We start from the raw sequence: 18,369 nt of genomic DNA on the forward strand, positions 1-18,369 counted from the left end.
AGGAACTCTCAAGTCCCGCGTGGCTTCGCCCTGCGGGTGGCTTGCGCATTGGCGGGATCTTCCGGCCAGACATGTTTGGGATAGCGCCCGCGCATGTCGGAACGGACATCGGCCCACGAACCTTTCCAGAAGCCGGGCAAATCGCGCGTGATCTGGATGGGGCGATGCGCCGGGGAGAGCAATTCGAGCAAAAGCGGCACCTTGCCATTGGCAATCGACGGATGCACGCCAAGGCCGAACAATTCCTGCACGCGAACGGCAATCACCGGTTCCTCGGCATCATAGCGGATCGGAATATTCGAGCCGGTCGGCACCTCGAAATGGGTCGGCGCAAGCCGGTCGACGCTGCGCTGGAGATCGAACGGCACGAGGCTCATCAGCCCGTTTTTCAAGACATGGCCGGGAATGCGCTCAAGTTGCGCTTCGCCGGTCAGGAACGGCAACAGCCAGTCTTCGAGCTTTTCCAGAAGATGATCCTCTTCCATGGAAGGCCATGGAGCGCCAAGTCCGCGATGGAGCCAGCCAAGGCGGCGGCGCAGGATTGCAGCTTCCTTGCCCCATGGCAGAATAGAAAGCCCATAGTCGCGCACTGCGGTAATCACCCCCTCATCGGCAGCAGCGCCCGAAGGGGCGGCAAGCGGTTTTTCCGACAGGGCGATTGCGCCAATGCGCACCGCCTCGCGCGCCCGAAGCGCATTCTTTTCCGGGTCGTATATGACCTGTTTTCCGTTTTCGATCTTTTCGCCAAGTGCCGCACGAATATCGGTTTCCAAGACCTCCGCCGCAGATAATATGCGCGCGCGTCCGGCGCGGCCTGACATATCCGCCACCACAAGCCATGGCGCGCGGCTAAGGCTGATGGCCGGATCGACCTCGCCGCCGCGCCCATTGGCAAGCAGGAACTGCCCCGCTGCCCCACGCGCCTTGGCGATGCGGTCGGGATAAGCATCGATCAACATGCGGCCAATGGTCGAACCTGCCGTGTCGCCCTTGTCCGGCACACTCGATGCCAGACGCTTTGCCAGCTCTCTGGCGCGTTGCGCGCGGTCCGAGCGGTCATTGCGAAAACGCGCCATGCGGGTGTCGAGATCGGCATCATTGCCGCCAAGACCGCGCTCGGTCAGCAGCATGGCAAGTTCCGCGGCTCTTTGCGCCTCGCCGCGCTTGCCGGCTTCCGCCACCATATGCGCCAGACGCGCAGGCAGCGCCAGCGCGCGCATGGCCTCGCCATCCGCAGTCAGGCGTCCCGCTTCGTCGAGTGCGCCAAGCCGGAGCAAAAGCGCCTTTGCCTCCTTCAACGCCGGTGCGGGCGGTTTGTCGAGAAGTGAAAGCGTTGCCGGATCGGTAACGCCCCATGCAGCAGCATCAAGCACCAGAGCGGACAGGTCGGCTTCAAGAATTTCAGGCGGAGAAAATGCGGGCAGCGATGCCGTCTGCCCTTGATGCCAGAGGCGAATGGCGATGCCCGGTTCGGTGCGCCCGGCGCGGCCTGCGCGCTGATCGGCGCTCGCGCGTGAGGTGCGCACGGTTTCAAGGCGCGTGAGGCCGGTGGCGGGTTCATATTTTGGCAAGCGGGCAAGACCTGAATCGATCACCACGCGCACGCCATCAATGGTGATGGAAGTTTCGGCAATCGCGGTCGCCAGCACCACCTTGCGATGACCCTGCGGCGCAGGCCGGATGGCCCTATCCTGTGCGCTGCCTTCCATCGCGCCATAAAGCGGGGCAAGCATGATATTTGCCGGCAAATTATCTTCAAGAAGCCGCGCGGTGCGTTCAATCTCGCCCTGACCGGGAAGAAAGGCGAGAATGCTGCCGCTCTCATCGGCCAGCGCTTCGCGGACAGCACGCGCCATCGCGTCCTCGATACGCTCATCGGGCTTTCGATCACGATAGCGCAATTCGACGGGAAAGGCGCGGCCCTCGCTTGTCACAACCGGCGCATCGCCCAGAAGCTGCGCCACACGCGCGCCATCAAGCGTTGCCGACATGACAAGGATTTTCAGGTCGTCACGCAGCGCCGCCTGCACATCGAGCGCCAGAGCGAGGCCGAAATCCGCATCGAGGCTGCGCTCGTGAAACTCATCGAACAAAACCGCCGCAACGCCTTTGAGATCGGGATCGTCAAGGATCATGCGCGCAAAGACGCCCTCGGTGACGACGAGGATTTTCGTCTTCGCCGAGACCCTGCTTTCAAGGCGCATACGATAGCCGACCGTCTCGCCCGGCTCTTCGCCCAGAAGCTGCGCCATGCGGCGCGCGCTCGCACGGGCGGCGAGCCTTCGCGGCTCCAGCAGCACGATCATGCCGCCCTTGCGCCAAGATGCTTGCAGAAAGTGCAAGGGCACCAGCGTCGTCTTGCCCGCGCCGGGCGGGGCGACAAGCACCGCGCTGGCATGGCTTGCCAAAGCTACGTCAAGCGCAGGCAGAATGCGGGTTACGGGAAGATCGGGCAGGCTCGACAAAAGAGAAGTTCCATCCTTGGCGTTTATCCTTTTGCGCTTTGCATGACGGGCCGGGCTTGTCCAGCAATTCCGCTGATTGACATACTCCCCCATAGTATATAGGCTTTGTGTGTTCGGGAGGTTTCATGCCACACTCGCCAGAGGATAAAAAGCGCGCCATGACGCGCCTGCGCCGTATCAAGGGGCAGGCCGAAGCGCTGGAGCGCGCGGTGGAAGCTGGCAGCGAATGCGCAGCGCTTTTACAGCAGATCGCAGCCTTGCGCGGCGCGACAAACGGGCTGATGGCGGAAGTGCTGGAAAGCCATTTTCGCGAGACTTTCGGCAATGCGCGCGAAATGATTGCGAAGCAGGACGACCCCGATACGCAAATCGACGAAATCATGCGGATTTTGCGCACCTATCTCAAATAGGCGCGTTACACTCATATCGAACCGGAAGGAAACATTGCCATGAAGTCACGCGCAGCCGTTGCCTGGGAGGCAAACAAGCCGCTTACCATCGAAACCGTCGAAATCGGCGGACCACGGGCTGGCGAAGTGCTGGTCGAAATCATGGCGACCGGCGTCTGCCATACCGATGCCTATACGCTTTCCGGGCTTGATTCCGAAGGCAAGTTCCCGGCCATTCTCGGTCATGAAGGTGCGGGCATCGTGCGCGAAGTCGGCGCTGGCGTCACCTCGGTCAAGCCCGGCGATCATGTGATCCCGCTCTATACGCCCGAATGCCGCCAGTGCAAGACCTGCCTGTCGCAGCGCTCGAACCTGTGCACCTCGATCCGCGCAACGCAAGGCCAGGGCCTGATGCCCGATCACACCTCGCGCTTCTCCTGCGATGGCGGCGAAGTGTTCCACTATATGGGCTGCTCGACCTTCTCGAACTTCACGGTGCTGCCGGAAATCGCGGTGGCAAAAGTGCGTGAAGACGCGCCTTTCGACAAGATTTGCTATATTGGCTGCGGCGTCACCACCGGCATCGGTGCAGTGATCTATACGGCCAAGGTTCGTCCGGGTTCCAATGTCGTGGTGTTCGGCCTTGGCGGCATCGGCCTTAATGTCATTCAGGGTGCACGCATGGTTGGCGCCGACAAGATCATCGGTGTCGACATCAATCCCGACAAGCGCGCAATGGCTGAAAAATTCGGCATGACCGATTTCGTCAACCCGCGTGAGATCGGCAATGACAAGGTGGTGCAGGCCATTCAGGACCTGACCGATGGCGGCGCGGATTATTCCTTCGACGCCACCGGCAATACCGATGTCATGCGGCAGGCGCTCGAATGCTGCCATCGCGGCTGGGGTGAATCGATCATCATCGGCGTGGCGGAAGCAGGCAAGGAAATCGCCACCCGGCCGTTCCAGCTCGTTACCGGACGCGTCTGGAAGGGGACGGCGTTTGGCGGCGCACGCGGACGCACGGACGTTCCGAAAATCGTGGACTGGTACATGGAGGGCAAGATCAATATCGACGATCTCATCACCCACACCATGCCGCTCGACGAGATCAACACCGCCTTCGACCTGATGCATGAAGGCAAGTCGATCCGCTCGGTCATCGTCTACTGATGATGGGAAAGCTGCTCAAAGCCTGTTGCTGCGAAACGGGCGGGAGCATCGCCTGATGTTTCTGCTGCGCCGCCATATGTCGTTTTATCTTGCGGCCCTTGGCGGCGCAGCAGCCTTCATCATTGCGTGGATTGCGGGCAGTCCGCCTGCCGCAGTCATCGGGGCGAACTGCTTCTTCGTGCTTTATCTGGTTTTGACGGTGGCAGCCCTGCCCCGGCTCAGTGCACCTTATCTCAAGAAGCATGCCGCAAGCACCGACGAACCGGTCTGGATCATCTTTCTGGTGACTTTCGCAACGGTGCTGGTCGCGGTCATCTCGCTGTTCATTCTCGTCAACCAGAAGCCGCAAGCCGATGTTTTTTCGCTGGTGATAACGCTCGCCTCCGTGCCGCTTGGCTGGTTCACCATCCATATGATGGCGGCGCTGCATTATGCGCATGAATATTGGCAGCCGGAAGCGCCTGCGGGCAATGATTCAAGCCATGCCAGCCGCCATCGCGGCGGCTTTGAATTTCCCGGAACGCCCGAACCTTCGGGCTGGGATTTTGCCTATTATGCCTATGTCATCGGCATGAGCGCGCAAACCTCCGATACGAGCGTTACGACACCTGCCATGCGCAAGGTGACGCTGTTGCACAGCATCGTCTCGTTCTTCTTCAATACGGTTCTCGTCGCGGCGGCTGTCAATGTCGCGGTGGCGCTTGGAAATTAGGAGTTACTCATGGAAACGATCTCGACCGCAAAAAGCTTTGGCGGAACGCAGGGCGTCTATCGCCACAAGAGCGAAGCCTGCCAATGCGACATGACCTTTTCCATCTTTCTGCCGCCACAGGCAAAAGACGGGCCGGTCCCGGTGCTCTGGTATCTTTCCGGCCTGACATGCACGCACCAGAATGTGATGGACAAGGGCGAATATCGCCAAATGGCCGCAGAACTGGGAATTGCCGTTATTTGCCCCGATACGAGCCCGCGCGGCGATGATATTCCGGATGAGCCGGACAATTGGCAATTTGGCAAGGGCGCGGGCTTTTACGTCGATGCGACGCAAGCGCCGTTTGCCAAAAACTATCAGATGTACAGCTATATCACGCAGGAACTGACCGAGCTTGTAGCGGAAAAATTTCCGCTCGATATGTCGCGGCAGGGGATTACCGGCCATTCCATGGGTGGCCATGGCGCCCTGACGATTGCGCTGAAAAATCCCGACCGCTTCAAATCGGTTTCGGCTTTCGCGCCCATCGTGCAGCCATCAACCGCCGACTGGTCGCGGCCTGCGCTGGAGAAATATCTTGGGCCGGAAGAGCGCTCATGGCGTCCCTATGATGCGACGCTGCTGATCGAGGATGGTTATCGGTTCCCGGAAATTCTGGTGGATCAAGGCACAGCGGACGGCTTTCTCGATGAGGGCCTGCGCCCATGGCTTTTGGAAGAAGCCTGCAAGAAAGCCGGTATTCCGCTCACGCTCAATATGCGCGAGGGCTATGACCACTCCTATTTCTTCATCTCAACCTTCATGGGCGATCATCTGCGCTGGCATTCCGAACGGCTTCTTAGAGCGGTTCCTGTTTAAACAGAATCGCTGGAACCGCTCCAAACCTTTATTATCGCATTATCCGACGCAAAACCGTTTCACACTTTTGCTGGAAATGCTCTAGTAGCGCTTGACCACCCTCATCGGCAAGCCGCCCTGCGGCTGGGTCGTCAGCTTCTGCACCGGCCACGGTTTCGTTGTTTCCAGCACCTCGAAGCGGTGGCCGTCAAGCAATGTCGCAAGCGCAATGACGGCCTCCTGAAGTGCAAAACTTGAGCCGATGCACACGCGCGGGCCTGCGCCGAAGGGCAGATATTGGAAGCGGTCGATCCGCTCGCGGTTTTCCGGCCAGAAGCGCTGCGGCATGAAGGCATCGGGCTGCTCCCAATAAAGCCTATGGCGATGAATGACCCAGGGCATCACCAGAATGGTGGTGCCTTTTTCAATCTTGAGATCGCCATAGCTGTCATCGGTCGCAGCTTCGCGATTGATCGAAGGCGCTGGCGGATAAAGCCGCATCGCCTCTTCAAAAGCCGCACGGGTGAAGGGCAGTTTCGCCAGCCATTCATGCGGCGGCAGATCGCGTCCGCCCTGTGCGAAAAATCCATCGATTTCCGCCTCGACCTTTTCGCGCTCCTGCGGGGCCTTGGCGAGCAGGAAGAGCGTCCAGCCAAGAGCACGGGCGGTGGTCTCATGCCCTGCACCGATGAAGGTGATGATGTTGTCCTCGATCTCGGCACGGCTTAGTCCATCCGGCCCTTCGGCACGCAGAAGCAGCGTCAGGAAATCATTGGGCACATCCTCGCCCCTCTCCATGCGCTCTTTACGCAGCGCCATGGTTTCAGCGACGAGTTCGCGGAAAAAGCCCAGCGATTGCTGGCCACGCAGGCGGGTGAGGCGTGGCATCCAGTCGGGAAATCCCAGCAGATCGAAAGGATCGACACGGCCCATGGTTTCAAACAGCTTGTCGATCTGACGAGCGAAATCGTTGGGATCGCCTGCAATCTCGCCGGAAAACAGCGTTTCAGCCAGAATGTCATAGGTCAGCAATGTCATGTCATGCGCAATATCGGTGATGGTGCCGCTGGTCTTGTAACGCTCGCAAAACCGCTCGGAGCACGCGCGCATGGCCTGCGCAAAGCCGCCAATATGGCGCGGCGTGAAAACGGGCGCCATGGCCTTGCGCGAACGTTTCCAGACCTGCCCTTCGGCGGTCAGGAGGCCGTCGCGCAATATGGGCCGCAGCACGCGCTGGCGGATGGCCGACATGGGGTAATTGGCAGCGTTGTCCACCAGAACATGGCGGATCAGGCCCGGATCATTGGCGATGATCGTCTTCATGCCGAACCAGCTTACCTTGACCCATGGCTCGTTATAGGAAGGTTCGCCCCAGAGTTCGAGCGGATTGCGATAGACCACGCGCATCATTTCGAAGCGACCGACCGGCTTTTCGCGCGGTCGCGGCGCAGGCGGCACAAAAGGCGTCGGATTCTGCATCATTGCGGCGGCTGCTTCCATCAAGCGTTCCTCCTGTGGCAAGAAGTTCGAATGCCCATTGTGACGATATAAGCGGCAATTGTGGCGTATCCAGATGCGCCGGGCCAACGCCGCCGCCGATATGAGGCCAAACCATCGGAATCCCCGGCAAAATAGCCCTGAAAACTTGGAAAAAGCGCCATTAACGCCTATATTGATGACATGTTTGTCGTGTGATTCGACAGGGTTTTTGATGCTGTAATTACAGCAGGCTTTAAGGCCGTGTTCGCGGCGCATTTTTCGAAAGATTTTCATGAGCGAGACTCCCGAGATGAATTCCGAAGCCCCGGCCGAATATGGCGCGGATTCCATTCGTGTTCTGAAAGGTCTGGATGCGGTTCGTAAGCGCCCCGGCATGTATATCGGCGACACGGATGACGGCTCCGGCCTGCATCACATGGTCTACGAAACCGTCGATAATGCGATCGACGAAGCGCTGGCAGGCCATGCCACTCTGGTGACCGTAACGCTGAATGCCGACGGTTCCTGCACGGTGACCGATAATGGTCGCGGCATCCCGACCGACATCCATAAGGAAGAAGGCGTTTCGGCTGCCGAAGTCATCATGACCCAGCTTCATGCGGGCGGCAAGTTCGACCAGAATTCCTACAAGGTTTCGGGCGGCCTTCATGGCGTTGGCGTATCGGTCGTGAACGCGCTTTCCGTCTGGCTTCGCCTCAAAATCCGCCGTGGTGGGAAAATCCACGAGATTTCATTTACGCACGGCGTTGCCGATGCGCCGCTTGAAGTCACCGGCGATGCGGGTGGAGAGACGGGAACCGAAGTCAGCTTCCTGCCCTCGCCCGAAACCTTCAGCATGGTCGAGTTCGATTTTGAAACGCTGGAACGCCGCCTGCGCGAGCTTGCCTTCCTCAATTCGGGCGTGCGCATCAAACTCGCCGACCATCGCCATGCGGATGCAAAAGAACATGAACTGCACTATGATGGCGGCCTTGTCGAATTCGTGAAATATATCGACCAGAGCAAGAAATCGCTTCTGGAAGAGCCAATCTATATTCGCAGCGAAAAAGACGGCATGGCCGTCGAAGTCGCCATGTGGTGGAACGATAGCTACCACGAAAAGGTGCTCTGCTTTACCAACAATATTCCGCAGCGCGATGGCGGCACCCATCTGGCGGGCTTCCGTGGCGCGCTGACCCGTCAGGTAACGGGTTATGCGGATGCTTCCGGCATGACCAAGAAGGAAAAGGTTTCGCTCACCGGCGACGATTGCCGCGAGGGGCTGACCGCCGTTCTTTCCGTCAAGGTGCCGGACCCGAAATTCTCGTCGCAGACCAAGGACAAGCTCGTTTCCTCGGAAGTGCGCCCGGTCGTGGAAAGCCTTGTCAACGAAGCGCTTTCGACCTGGCTGGAAGAACATCCCTCCGGCGGCAAGATCATCGTCGAAAAGGTCATTCAGGCGGCAGCGGCGCGCGAAGCGGCGCGCAAGGCGCGTGACATTACCCGCAAGAGCACGCTGACGGTCAGTTCGCTGCCCGGCAAGCTTGCCGATTGTCAGGAGCGCGATCCGGCCAAGTCCGAACTCTTCATCGTCGAGGGTGATTCCGCAGGCGGCTCCGCCAAGAGCGGACGCTCGCGCCAGAATCAGGCGATCCTGCCCCTGCGCGGCAAGATCCTCAATGTCGAGCGCGTGCGCTTCGACCGCATGCTTTCCTCCGATCAGGTGGGGACGCTGATTACCGCGCTCGGCACCTCCATCGGCAAGGATGAGACGCACGGCTTCAACCCGGACAAGCTGCGCTATCACAAGATCATCATCATGACCGACGCCGACGTCGACGGCGCGCATATCCGCACCCTGCTGCTGACCTTCTTCTTCCGGCAGATGCCCGAACTGATCGAGCGCGGCCATATCTATATCGCGCAGCCGCCGCTCTATAAGGTAACGCGGGGCAAGTCCTCGCAATATATCAAGAACGAGGCCGCGTTCGAGGATTTCCTCATCGAAACCGGTCTTGAGGAAGCAACGCTGGAACTGGCAAGCGGTGAAATGCGCGCAAGCGCGGATCTGCGCGCTGTCGTGGAAGACACGCGCATGCTGCGCCAGCTTCTGAACGGCCTGCATACGCGCTATAATCGCCGCGTGGTGGAACAGGCGGCGATTGCCGGGCTTCTTCATCCCGATGCCGCGTCTGACAGTGCCACGGCACAAGCCTCCGCCAATATGGCTGCAAAGCGTCTCGACATGGTTTCGGAAGAAACCGAGCGCGGCTGGTCGGGTCATGTGACCGAGGATGGCGGCTATCGTTTCGAGCGCATGGTGCGCGGCGTGAAGGATGTGGCCATTCTCGACATGGCCCTGCTCGGCTCCGCCGATGCGCGCCAGATCGACCGCGTCGCCTCGCGGCTGGCGGATGTCTTCGCTGAACCGCCGGTGCTGCGCCGCAAGGACAAATCCGAAACGCTTTCCGGTCCGATGGCGCTGCTCGATGCGATCTTCGCCACCGGGCGCAAGGGGCTGACGCTGCAACGCTATAAAGGTCTTGGCGAAATGAATGCCGAACAGCTTTGGGAAACCACGCTTGATCCCAATGCGCGTTCGCTTCTACAGGTCAAAGTCACGGATGCAACCGATGCGGACCAGCTCTTCAGCCGCCTGATGGGCGACGAGGTGGAACCGCGGCGCGAGTTCATTCAGGACAATGCGTTGAGTGTGGCCAATCTCGACGTCTGATACGAAAAGCCCCGGAAATCCGGGGCTTTTCTTTTGGGCCTTGCCTTATTCGCCGCGGCGCTTTTTGCTGCCGTCGAATTTCTTGCCGGGCTTCTTGAAATCGCCCTTGAACTTGTCGCCGCGCGGCTTGAAGCTGCCCTTGCCTTCACGCGGGGCAGCGTCACCGCCAGCACCCGCCACAGCCGTACGGATCACCAGACCCTTTTCGCCGGTGCCGCGCTCTTCGACCGACCGGCGGAACTGATCGGCCTTGGAGGATGAGATTTCAAAACGGGTTTCGTTATCGAATATCTTGATCGATCCGACATCGCGCTTGGAGACATCGCCTGCCTTGCAGATAAGCGGCAGCAGCCATTTGGGATCGGCGCGATGCTTGCGGCCAGCGGAAACCGAGAACCACACGCCATCAAAGCGGGCATTGCGGTCGAAGCGCTCACCCGGCTCCCCCCGTTCAAAGCGCTCGCCCCTGTCGAAACGCTCTTTGGGCTTTTTGCCGCCGACCGGATGGACCGGCGCATCGGAGACTTCTTCCGCCGCAGGGAAGGCTGCGAGTTCGCGATTGAGGAATGCGCTCGCGATCTGTTCCGGCGTATAGCGCTCCATCAGCGCTTTGAGCAGGTCCTGATGTTCCTCTTCAACCGGCTGGTTGAAGGCTTCGCTGTTGAGGATGCGCTCGTTGTTCTTGGCCTGTACGGCTGCAATGCCGGGAGCAGGCACGGTCTGCGCGTCAAGTTTTGCCATATGCAGAAGGCGTTCGGCAGTGCGGCGGCGCGAGAACGGCACAACGAGAACGCAGGTTCCCTTGCGACCAGCGCGACCCGTGCGGCCCGAGCGGTGCAGCATGGTTTCGGCATTGGTCGGAAGATCGGCATGAATGACCAGATCGAGATTGGGCAGATCGATGCCGCGCGCGGCAACGTCGGTTGCCACGCAAACGCGGGCACGGCCATCGCGCATGGCCTGAAGCGCATTGTTGCGTTCGGCCTGACTCAACTCGCCTGAAAGCGCCACCACCGCAAAGCCGCGATTGGACAGGCGGCTTGCCATGTGCTTCACCGCTTCGCGCGTCGAGCAGAAAATGATCGAGTTTTGCGCATCGTAATAAAGCAGCGTGTTGATGATTGCATGGTCGCGCTCATGCGGCGGAACCGGCATGGCGAAATAATCGATGTCGGCGTGTTGGCCCGCCTCGCCCGCTGCCGAAATGCGCAGCGCATCGCGCTGAAACCGCTTGGCAAGCTGGGCAATCGGCTTTGGCACCGTTGCCGAGAACATCAGCGTGCGGCGATCAGCCGGCGCTTCACCGAGGATGAATTCAAGGTCTTCACGAAAGCCCATATCGAGCATTTCGTCGGCTTCATCGAGCACGACAACCCGCAGCGCCGACATATCGAGCGCCGAACGGGTAATATGGTCGCGCAAGCGGCCCGGCGTACCCACGACGATATGCGAACCGCGCTCCAGTGCCCGGCGTTCGCTGCGAATATCCATGCCGCCGACGCAGGACGCAATGCGCGCGCCGGTATCGGCATAGAGCCATTCGAGTTCGCGGCGCACCTGAAGCGCCAGTTCGCGCGTCGGCGCGATAATCATGGCAAGCGGGGCTTCGGGATTATCGAAGCGCAGTTCGTCGCCAAGGATGGTGGAAGCCATGGCAAGACCGAATGCAACGGTTTTGCCGGAGCCGGTTTGCGCGGAAACGAGCAGGTCGGCATCAAGCGTTTCGGGAGCCAGAACGGCATTCTGGACAGCAGTGAGCGTATTATAACCGCGAGCGGCTATTGCCCCGGAAAGAGCCGGAGCGATGGTTTCAGGCAAGGACATGAATAACTTTCAAAAAAGCTTCTCAAGTCGCATACCCATTGGCCGTAAATCTAATGTTCACGGCCCCCGACGACTAACGAAGCAACAGAATTGCGCTTTTCCTATAGCGTCAGGACGTTCAGGTCAACCAGAACAGTGTTTAATGTGCCTCATCCCAGTTATGCGCTGCACGCGCATCGACATGCAATGGCACCGCAAGCGACACGGCGGGCATGGCCGCGTTTTCCATGACATGGCGCACCACGGGAATGGTTTTTTCCACCTCGTCTTCGGACACTTCAAAGATCAGTTCGTCATGCACCTGCAACAACATGCGCGCGGAGAGTTTCTCCTTCTCCAGCGCATCCTCCATGCGGATCATGGCGCGGCGGATAATATCCGCCGCTGACCCTTGAATGGGCGCATTGATGGCGGCGCGCTCGTTGAAAGCACGCACCTGCGCATTGGATGCCTTGATGTCGGGATAATGGGCGCGGCGACCGAATATGGTTTCTACATAACCATGCTCGCGGGCGAAAGCCTTGGTCGCTTCCATATAATCCCTGATGCCCGGAAAACGCTCGAAATAGGTCTTGATATATTGGCTCGCCTCTTCGCGCGGGATCGAAAGCTGATTGGCGAGACCAAAGGCGGAAATGCCGTAGATAATGCCGAAATTGATCGCCTTGGCGCGACGGCGCACTTCCGACGGCATGCCCTCCACCGGCACGCCGAACATTTCCGATGCCGTCATGGCATGAATGTCAACGCCATCGGCGAAAGCCTGCTTCAATTGCGCAATATCGGCCACATGGGCAAGCACGCGCAGTTCGATCTGGCTGTAGTCGGCGGAAATCAGCCTGTTGCCCGGCTCGGCAATGAAAGCCGTCCTGATCTTGCGTCCTTCGGCGGTGCGTACCGGAATATTCTGCAAGTTGGGATCGGACGACGACAGACGCCCCGTCGAAGTCGATGCCATCGCATAGGAAGTATGCACGCGCTTGGTCTGCGGGTTGATGAAACCGGGCAGCGCGTCGGTATAGGTCGATTTAAGCTTGGTTATCTGGCGCCAATCGACAATCTTGCGCGGCAATGGATGGCCCGCGGCGGCAAGTTCTTCAAGCACCTGCGCGGAGGTCGACCATTGGCCCGTCTTGGTCTTGGATGCACCCGGCAATCCCATTTTTCCGAACAATATATCGCCAAGCTGCTTGGGCGAGCCGATGGTGAATTTCTCACCCGCCAATTCGTAAATCTCATCCTCGAAAGCTGCTGCGGCCTGCGCCAGATCGCCGGAAAGCCGGGACAATACTTGCCGGTCCACCGAGATGCCGCGTTCTTCCATGCGCGCCAGAACATCGACCAGCGGGCGTTCAAGCCGTTCATAGACGGACATCAGCCCTTCCGCAGCAAGACGCGGTTTCAGCACCTGCCACAGACGCAATGTCACATCGGCGTCTTCGCCCGCATAGGCGGTGGCGCGCTCTATATCGACCATATCGAAGGTCACGGCACTTCTGCCGCTGCCTGCCACATCCTTATAGGGAATGGTTGCATGGCCGAGCCAGCGTTCGGCCAGCGGGTCCATGCCATGTCCGCCACTGCCTGCATCCAGCACATAGGAAATCAGCATCGTATCATCGAAAGACACGGTATTGATGCCTTGGCGGCGCATGATGAGCCAGTCATATTTCATATTCTGCGCGATCTTGAGAACGGATGCGTCCTCAAGCACCGTTTTCAGGGCCGCCAGCGCTTCGTCAAGCGCGATCTGCCCTTCGACCAGCCCGCCACCCAGAAGATCGCCCGCCCCGGATTTGTGCTGGAGCGGCACATAACAGGCCTTGCCGGGCGCAAGGGCCAGCGAAAAGCCGATCAGCTCCGCCTGCATCGGGTCGAGCGAATTGGTTTCAGTGTCAAAAGCGACAAGGCCATTTTCGACTGCCTCGGCCAGCCATTGCTTCAGCGTGTCGAGATCGCGAATGCATGTATAGGCGCTGGTATCGATCTTTTGCGCCAGCCCATCATATGCACGCTTTTGCGCCAGAGCAGCCGGTGTATAGCCATCGGTAGCAACAGGAGTGTCGGCAGAGGCCGCTTGCGGTGCCTCTCCTTCCGGTACATCGACATCCGGGCCATGGGCATCCGCGCCCCATTCAGTCTCGACATGGGACGGCTCGACCGCCGATGCATCCGTATCGGTTGCCTCGGCCACGCGGCGGGTGAGCGTGGTGAATTCCATCGCCTTGAGAAAGCCAATGAGCCGGGGTCCGTCCTGCGGCTCCAGCACCAGCGCATCGAGCGGAACGTCAAGCGGAACGTCGGTTTTAAGCGTGACAAGCTGGCGCGACAGTTTGGTCTGCTCGGCAAAGGCTAAGATATTCTCGCGGCGCTTGTTCTGCTTGATTTCGCTTGCGCGCATAAGCAGCGTATCAAGATCGCCATATTCTTCGAGCAATTGCGCTGCCGTCTTGGGTCCGATGCCGGGAATGCCGGGAATATTGTCGGTGCTGTCGCCGGTCAGCGATTGCAGGTCGATCATCTTTTCCGGCGCAACGCCCCATTTCTCAATGACGTCCGGAATGGAAATCTGCTTGTCCTTCATGCCGTCATACATGGAGACTAACGGCGTCACCAGTTGCATGAGGTCCTTGTCGGAAGAAACGATGGTGACATCGCCGCCCGCCTGCTCGGCAAGGCGTGCATAGGTCGCAATCAGATCATCCGCTTCAAAACCCTGTTTTTCGATGCAGGGCAGATTGAAGGCGCGGGTCGCCTGCCGGATCAGGCCGAATTGCGGAATGAGGTCTTCAGGCGGGGCGGTGCGATTGGCCTTATATTCGGGATAAAGCTCATTGCGGAACGTCTTAGACGAGTAGTCGAAGATGACGGCAAAATGGGTGGGGGCTACGCCCACATCCGTATTGCGCGCATCCTTGAGCAATTTCCAGAGCATATTGCAGAAGCCTGCAACGGCACCAACCGGCAGGCCGTCAGACTTGCGCGTCAAGGGCGGCAGGGCGTGATAGGCACGGAAAATATAGCCCGAGCCGTCAACCAGAAATAGATGATCGCCTTTTTTCATGCCTGCCTTATCCTTCCGCAATTGGGAACGCAAAACCGCTTCGCACTTTTGCTGAAATCACCTCAAGGCTTAAAGCAATGCGCGCATAAAGAAAACCGGCATGGGGGCCAGAGCAGCGCGCCATCCACTTGAAAGGCGCGGACCGTGCGTGGCCGCAACATAAAGCTCATCACACAATAACGTTTTTGTTACAGATTTGTAATCTTCCGTGCCCTTGAATAGCCACTTTTGAAGGGCCAAATCACGTCTATCGACAGTTCGTCGGTCGCCGGTTCTCCAACCCGTCCCCCGTTGGGTTCCGGCTGATGCGGCAGCCTCATTCCCCTCTCCGGGCTGCCGCTTTGAGTGTAGTGATATGGCCGTTGTGGTATACCCTCACCACAACGGTCAATCATTTTCGGGCATTTCCGGGCATCTTCAGAGCTGGGATTCCGCTGCAATTTAGGTTTCTTCTTGGCGATGCTGGTTGTAATCTGCCGCCAGTTTCATGAATCGCAGGCAGGCAAATCCCATGTCCACGCAGTCACTCGACAAAGTTCTCGATCATCTCGATGCCAATCTCGACAAAAGCATCGACCATCTGTTCGATCTGTTGCGCATCAAGTCCATTTCCACCGATCCGGCCTACAAGGCCGATTGCCGCAAGGCAGCACAATGGCTGGTCGAAGACCTCAAGTCGATCGGTTTCGATGCCAGCCTGCGCGATACGCCCGGCCATCCGATGGTGGTTGCCCATCACGAAGGCCCCACGCCGGATGCGCCGCATGTGCTTTTCTACGGTCATTATGACGTACAGCCCGTCGATCCGTTGAACCTTTGGGAAAACGATCCATTCGAACCCACCATCAAGGATGTCGGAAATGGCCGCAAAATCCTGACCGGGCGCGGCACCTCCGACGATAAAGGCCAGTTGATGACCTTCGTGGAAGCCTGCCGCGCCTATAAGGCGGTCAACGGGCAGTTGCCGCTCAAGGTGACGCTGCTGTTCGAGGGCGAGGAAGAATCCGGCTCGCCATCGCTCAAGCCATTCCTCGAAGCCCACAGGGAAGAACTCAAGGCCGATGTGGCGCTGGTCTGCGACACCGCCATGTGGGACACGCAAACACCTGCTATCAGCGTCGGCCTGCGCGGCCTTGTCGGTGAGGAGATCGTCATCAAGGCAGCGGATCGTGATCTGCATTCGGGCTTTTTTGGTGGCGCTGCGGCAAATCCGATCCATATATTGTCGAAGATTCTCGCCGATCTTCATGACGAAACCGGTCGTGTGACGCTTCCGGGCTTCTATGACGGCGTGGAAGAAACGCCTTCGCAAATCCTCAAATCATGGGAGAGCCTTGGCCGCACGGCGGAAAACTTCCTCGGCCCCATCGGCCTGTCCATTCCATCGGGCGAAAAGGACCGCAGCGTTCTCGAACTGACATGGGCGCGACCGACTGCGGAAGTCAACGGCATTACCGGCGGCTATACCGGCGAAGGTTTCAAGACGGTGATTGCAGCGCAGGCTTCCGCGAAGATCTCGTTCCGCCTCGTGCACAAGCAGGACCCGGAAAAAATCCGCGACGCCTTCCGCGCCTTTGTAAAAGAACGCATCCCCGCGGATTGTTCGGTCGAGTTTCATCCGCATGGCGGCTCGCCCGCCATTCAGTTGCCCTATGATTCACCGCTGGTTTCCAAAGCCAAGAATGCGCTGTCCGATGAATGGCCCAAGCCTGCCGTGCTGATCGCCATGGGTGGATCGATCCCGATTGTCGGCGACTTCGACACGTTTCTTGGCATGGAGTCGCTGCTGGTCGGCTTCGGCCTTGAGGATGACCGCATCCATTCGCCCAATGAAAAATATGAGCTGGACTCCTTCCATAAGGGCCAGCGCTCATGGGCTCGCATTATGGCTGCTATCGCAGCCAAGTAGGGCCCGCATCATGGCCGCTATCGCAGCCAAATAAAGGACTTTAGATGACTATCCGTTTTCATAAAAACGATCTGCCCAATCTCGATCATTATAATGTCGATGCGGTTGCCATCGATACCGAAACGCTCGGCCTCAACCCGCATCGCGACCGGCTGTGCGTGGTGCAGATTTCGCCGGGCGACGGCACGGCTGACATAATCCAGATCGACGCCGGGCAAAAGGAAGCGCCCAATCTGGTGAAGCTTCTCAAGGATTCGGCGATCACCAAGATTTTCCATTTCGGGCGCTTTGATCTTGCCGTGCTGGCGCATACATTCGGCACCATGCCGGAGCCGGTTTTCTGCACCAAGATCGCCTCGAAACTGACCCGCACCTATACGGACCGGCATGGGTTGAAAGAAATCTGCGGCGAGCTTCTCGACGTTTCGATTTCCAAGCAGCAGCAGTCATCCGATTGGGCCGCAGAAGTTCTGTCGCAGGCGCAGCTCGAATATGCCGCATCGGACGTGCTTTACCTGCATCGCCTCAAGGCGGTGTTCGAACAGCGCCTTGCGCGCGATGGCCGCGCCAGACAGGCCGAAGCCTGCTTCAAATTCCTGCCAACCCGCGCCGAACTCGACCTGATGGGCTGGCCGGAGCAGGATATTTTCGCGCATAGCTGATAGCGCATGAAGCTTGCAAAGGGCCGGCAGGAAGCAACATCCTGCCGGCCTTTTTTGTTCCTGAGAGGCGAAAGCGCCAAAAAGTACACGTGGCCGTCCGACCTTGTCGCGCATCTTCTATCGTCAAGAATTTGCGTAACCGAACCGTCACAAATCGTCAGGTGTGACCTGCTTGCTACAGACTCTCAATCAATCTCCCTTTATATTAGGGTCAACTATTCATCGGAGGATCATCATGAAGATCAAAGCTCTGCTTCTCGCATCCACTGTCGCCCTTCTCGCCGCAACCGGCGCCAAGGCGGCTGATGCCATCATTCAGGAAGAGCCCGCACCCGTCATTCTTCCCGCCGGGTTCTCGTGGGAAGGTGCCTATATCGGCGGCCAGATCGGCTATGGCTGGGGCAAGTCGGAATTCAGTGACGGCGTAGATTACCTCAAGATCAAGCCGGACGGCTTCCTCGGCGGTGTCTATGGCGGCTACAACTTCGATCTCGGAAACGATGTTATTCTTGGTATCGATGCCGACGTAACCTATAACGATCTTGAAGACAGCTATTCGGAAATCATTGACGGAGACAGGAGCACCCTTGAAAGCAAGCTGCGCTGGTCGGGTGCCGTACGCGGTCGCGTCGGTTATGCCTTCGACCGCTTCCTGCCTTATATTGCAGGTGGTGTGGCATTTGGCGGCGTCAAGAACAGCGTTTCGATTGCAGGTCTCGGCGGCGTCTCCGAAAGCAAGACCCATACCGGCTGGACCATCGGCGGCGGCTTCGATTATGCGGCAACCGACAATGTCATCCTGCGGCTTGAATACCGCTATACCGATTACGGCAAAAAGGATTACGACTTCGGCACCGACTACAGCGTCGAGAACAAGTTCAAGACCCATGACGTTCGTCTTGGCGTCGCTTATAAGTTCTGATCTGGCAAGTCCTGATCCGGTTTACCGATCCTGATAAAAGGCCCTGCATTGCGGGGCCTTTTCTTTTCGCCCCTATATCGTGCCAATTTAACCCTCAAGCGTGTTGCGTTTTATCGTATTCATACAACACGCTTTAACTCTTTGTTTTTACGCATGTCTTTATCCCAAAACCGGTACCCACTTTTGGGAGACATGCTCT

12 protein-coding genes are annotated in these 18,369 nt (G+C 58.6%); 8 read left to right on the forward strand and 4 right to left on the reverse strand.

Annotated elements, in window-relative coordinates; all coding sequences use genetic code 11:
• Window positions 1-8 precede the first annotated feature (8 nt).
• Window positions 9-2,465: an ATP-dependent helicase HrpB gene (gene hrpB / locus DKP76_RS01975; protein ID WP_109705136.1), complete on the reverse strand. Its 2,457-nt coding sequence runs from the start codon at window positions 2,463-2,465 to the stop codon at window positions 9-11.
• Window positions 2,466-2,590: 125 nt separating this feature from the next.
• Between hrpB and DKP76_RS01980 the strand changes: the two genes are divergently transcribed.
• The 4 genes from DKP76_RS01980 to fghA are packed head-to-tail and all read left to right on the forward strand — an operon-like array spanning window position 2,591 to window position 5,597.
• The gene (locus DKP76_RS01980) at window positions 2,591-2,875 is read left to right on the forward strand and encodes a metal/formaldehyde-sensitive transcriptional repressor (RefSeq protein ID WP_109704734.1); all 285 of its coding nucleotides are present in this window, start codon (window positions 2,591-2,593) and stop codon (window positions 2,873-2,875) included.
• Between the two features lie 39 nt (window positions 2,876-2,914).
• Complete coding sequence (locus DKP76_RS01985; RefSeq protein ID WP_109704735.1) at window positions 2,915-4,027, forward strand: S-(hydroxymethyl)glutathione dehydrogenase/class III alcohol dehydrogenase; 1,113 nt, start codon at window positions 2,915-2,917, stop codon at window positions 4,025-4,027.
• A 55-nt stretch (window positions 4,028-4,082) separates the two neighbouring features.
• Complete coding sequence (locus tag DKP76_RS01990) at window positions 4,083-4,739, forward strand: DUF1345 domain-containing protein (RefSeq protein WP_109704736.1); 657 nt, start codon at window positions 4,083-4,085, stop codon at window positions 4,737-4,739.
• A gap of 9 nt (window positions 4,740-4,748) precedes the next feature.
• Window positions 4,749-5,597: an S-formylglutathione hydrolase gene (gene fghA / locus DKP76_RS01995; protein WP_109704737.1), complete on the forward strand. Its 849-nt coding sequence runs from the start codon at window positions 4,749-4,751 to the stop codon at window positions 5,595-5,597.
• A gap of 81 nt (window positions 5,598-5,678) precedes the next feature.
• Here the strand turns inward: fghA and DKP76_RS02000 are convergent, their stop codons facing one another.
• On the reverse strand, window positions 5,679-7,076 hold the full coding sequence (locus DKP76_RS02000; RefSeq protein WP_109704738.1) for a cytochrome P450: 1,398 nt from the start codon (window positions 7,074-7,076) through the stop codon (window positions 5,679-5,681).
• 271 nt (window positions 7,077-7,347) lie between these two features.
• Here DKP76_RS02000 and gyrB point away from each other — a divergent pair, with 271 nt between their 5' ends.
• Window positions 7,348-9,789, forward strand: coding sequence for a DNA topoisomerase (ATP-hydrolyzing) subunit B (gyrB, locus tag DKP76_RS02005; RefSeq protein WP_109704739.1), 2,442 nt, complete (start codon window positions 7,348-7,350; stop codon window positions 9,787-9,789).
• 45 nt (window positions 9,790-9,834) lie between these two features.
• On the opposite strand, the gene DKP76_RS02010 is transcribed toward gyrB, so the two are convergent.
• Together DKP76_RS02010 and polA are read right to left on the reverse strand one after the other, a co-directional pair.
• Window positions 9,835-11,613 carry a DEAD/DEAH box helicase gene (locus DKP76_RS02010; protein WP_109704740.1) on the reverse strand — a complete coding sequence of 593 codons (1,779 nt, stop codon included), beginning with the start codon at window positions 11,611-11,613 and terminating at the stop codon, window positions 9,835-9,837.
• Window positions 11,614-11,752: 139 nt separating this feature from the next.
• Window positions 11,753-14,677: a DNA polymerase I gene (gene polA / locus DKP76_RS02015; protein ID WP_109704741.1), complete on the reverse strand. Its 2,925-nt coding sequence runs from the start codon at window positions 14,675-14,677 to the stop codon at window positions 11,753-11,755.
• A 511-nt stretch (window positions 14,678-15,188) separates the two neighbouring features.
• Here polA and DKP76_RS02025 point away from each other — a divergent pair.
• The 3 genes from DKP76_RS02025 (at window position 15,189) to DKP76_RS02035 (ending at window position 18,170) form a co-directional block, all read left to right on the forward strand.
• Window positions 15,189-16,586, forward strand: coding sequence for a dipeptidase (locus tag DKP76_RS02025; protein WP_109704742.1), 1,398 nt, complete (start codon window positions 15,189-15,191; stop codon window positions 16,584-16,586).
• 44 nt (window positions 16,587-16,630) lie between these two features.
• The gene (locus tag DKP76_RS02030; protein WP_109704743.1) at window positions 16,631-17,248 is read left to right on the forward strand and encodes a ribonuclease D; all 618 of its coding nucleotides are present in this window, start codon (window positions 16,631-16,633) and stop codon (window positions 17,246-17,248) included.
• Between the two features lie 235 nt (window positions 17,249-17,483).
• Window positions 17,484-18,170, forward strand: a complete 687-nt coding sequence (locus DKP76_RS02035) for an outer membrane protein (RefSeq protein WP_109704744.1) — start codon at window positions 17,484-17,486, stop codon at window positions 18,168-18,170.
• Window positions 18,171-18,369 lie beyond the last annotated feature (199 nt).

The sequence above is a fragment of the Falsochrobactrum shanghaiense genome (assembly GCF_003149535.1).
Classification (GTDB): Bacteria; Pseudomonadota; Alphaproteobacteria; order Rhizobiales; family Rhizobiaceae; genus Brucella; species Brucella shanghaiense.

What these genes read in the sequence shown, in the direction of transcription:
- DKP76_RS01980 (WP_109704734.1), top strand. Translation starts at nt 2,591, where the DNA reads ATGCCACACTCGCCAGAGGATAAAAAGCGCGCCATGACGCGCCTGCGC.
- DKP76_RS01985 (WP_109704735.1), top strand. Translation starts at nt 2,915, where the DNA reads ATGAAGTCACGCGCAGCCGTTGCCTGGGAGGCAAACAAGCCGCTTACC.
- DKP76_RS01990 (WP_109704736.1), top strand. Translation starts at nt 4,083, where the DNA reads ATGTTTCTGCTGCGCCGCCATATGTCGTTTTATCTTGCGGCCCTTGGC.
- fghA (WP_109704737.1), top strand. Translation starts at nt 4,749, where the DNA reads ATGGAAACGATCTCGACCGCAAAAAGCTTTGGCGGAACGCAGGGCGTC.
- DKP76_RS02000 (WP_109704738.1), bottom strand. Translation starts at nt 7,076, where the DNA reads ATGGAAGCAGCCGCCGCAATGATGCAGAATCCGACGCCTTTTGTGCCG.
- gyrB (WP_109704739.1), top strand. Translation starts at nt 7,348, where the DNA reads ATGAGCGAGACTCCCGAGATGAATTCCGAAGCCCCGGCCGAATATGGC.
- DKP76_RS02010 (WP_109704740.1), bottom strand. Translation starts at nt 11,613, where the DNA reads ATGTCCTTGCCTGAAACCATCGCTCCGGCTCTTTCCGGGGCAATAGCC.
- polA (WP_109704741.1), bottom strand. Translation starts at nt 14,677, where the DNA reads ATGAAAAAAGGCGATCATCTATTTCTGGTTGACGGCTCGGGCTATATT.
- DKP76_RS02025 (WP_109704742.1), top strand. Translation starts at nt 15,189, where the DNA reads ATGTCCACGCAGTCACTCGACAAAGTTCTCGATCATCTCGATGCCAAT.
- DKP76_RS02030 (WP_109704743.1), top strand. Translation starts at nt 16,631, where the DNA reads ATGACTATCCGTTTTCATAAAAACGATCTGCCCAATCTCGATCATTAT.
- DKP76_RS02035 (WP_109704744.1), top strand. Translation starts at nt 17,484, where the DNA reads ATGAAGATCAAAGCTCTGCTTCTCGCATCCACTGTCGCCCTTCTCGCC.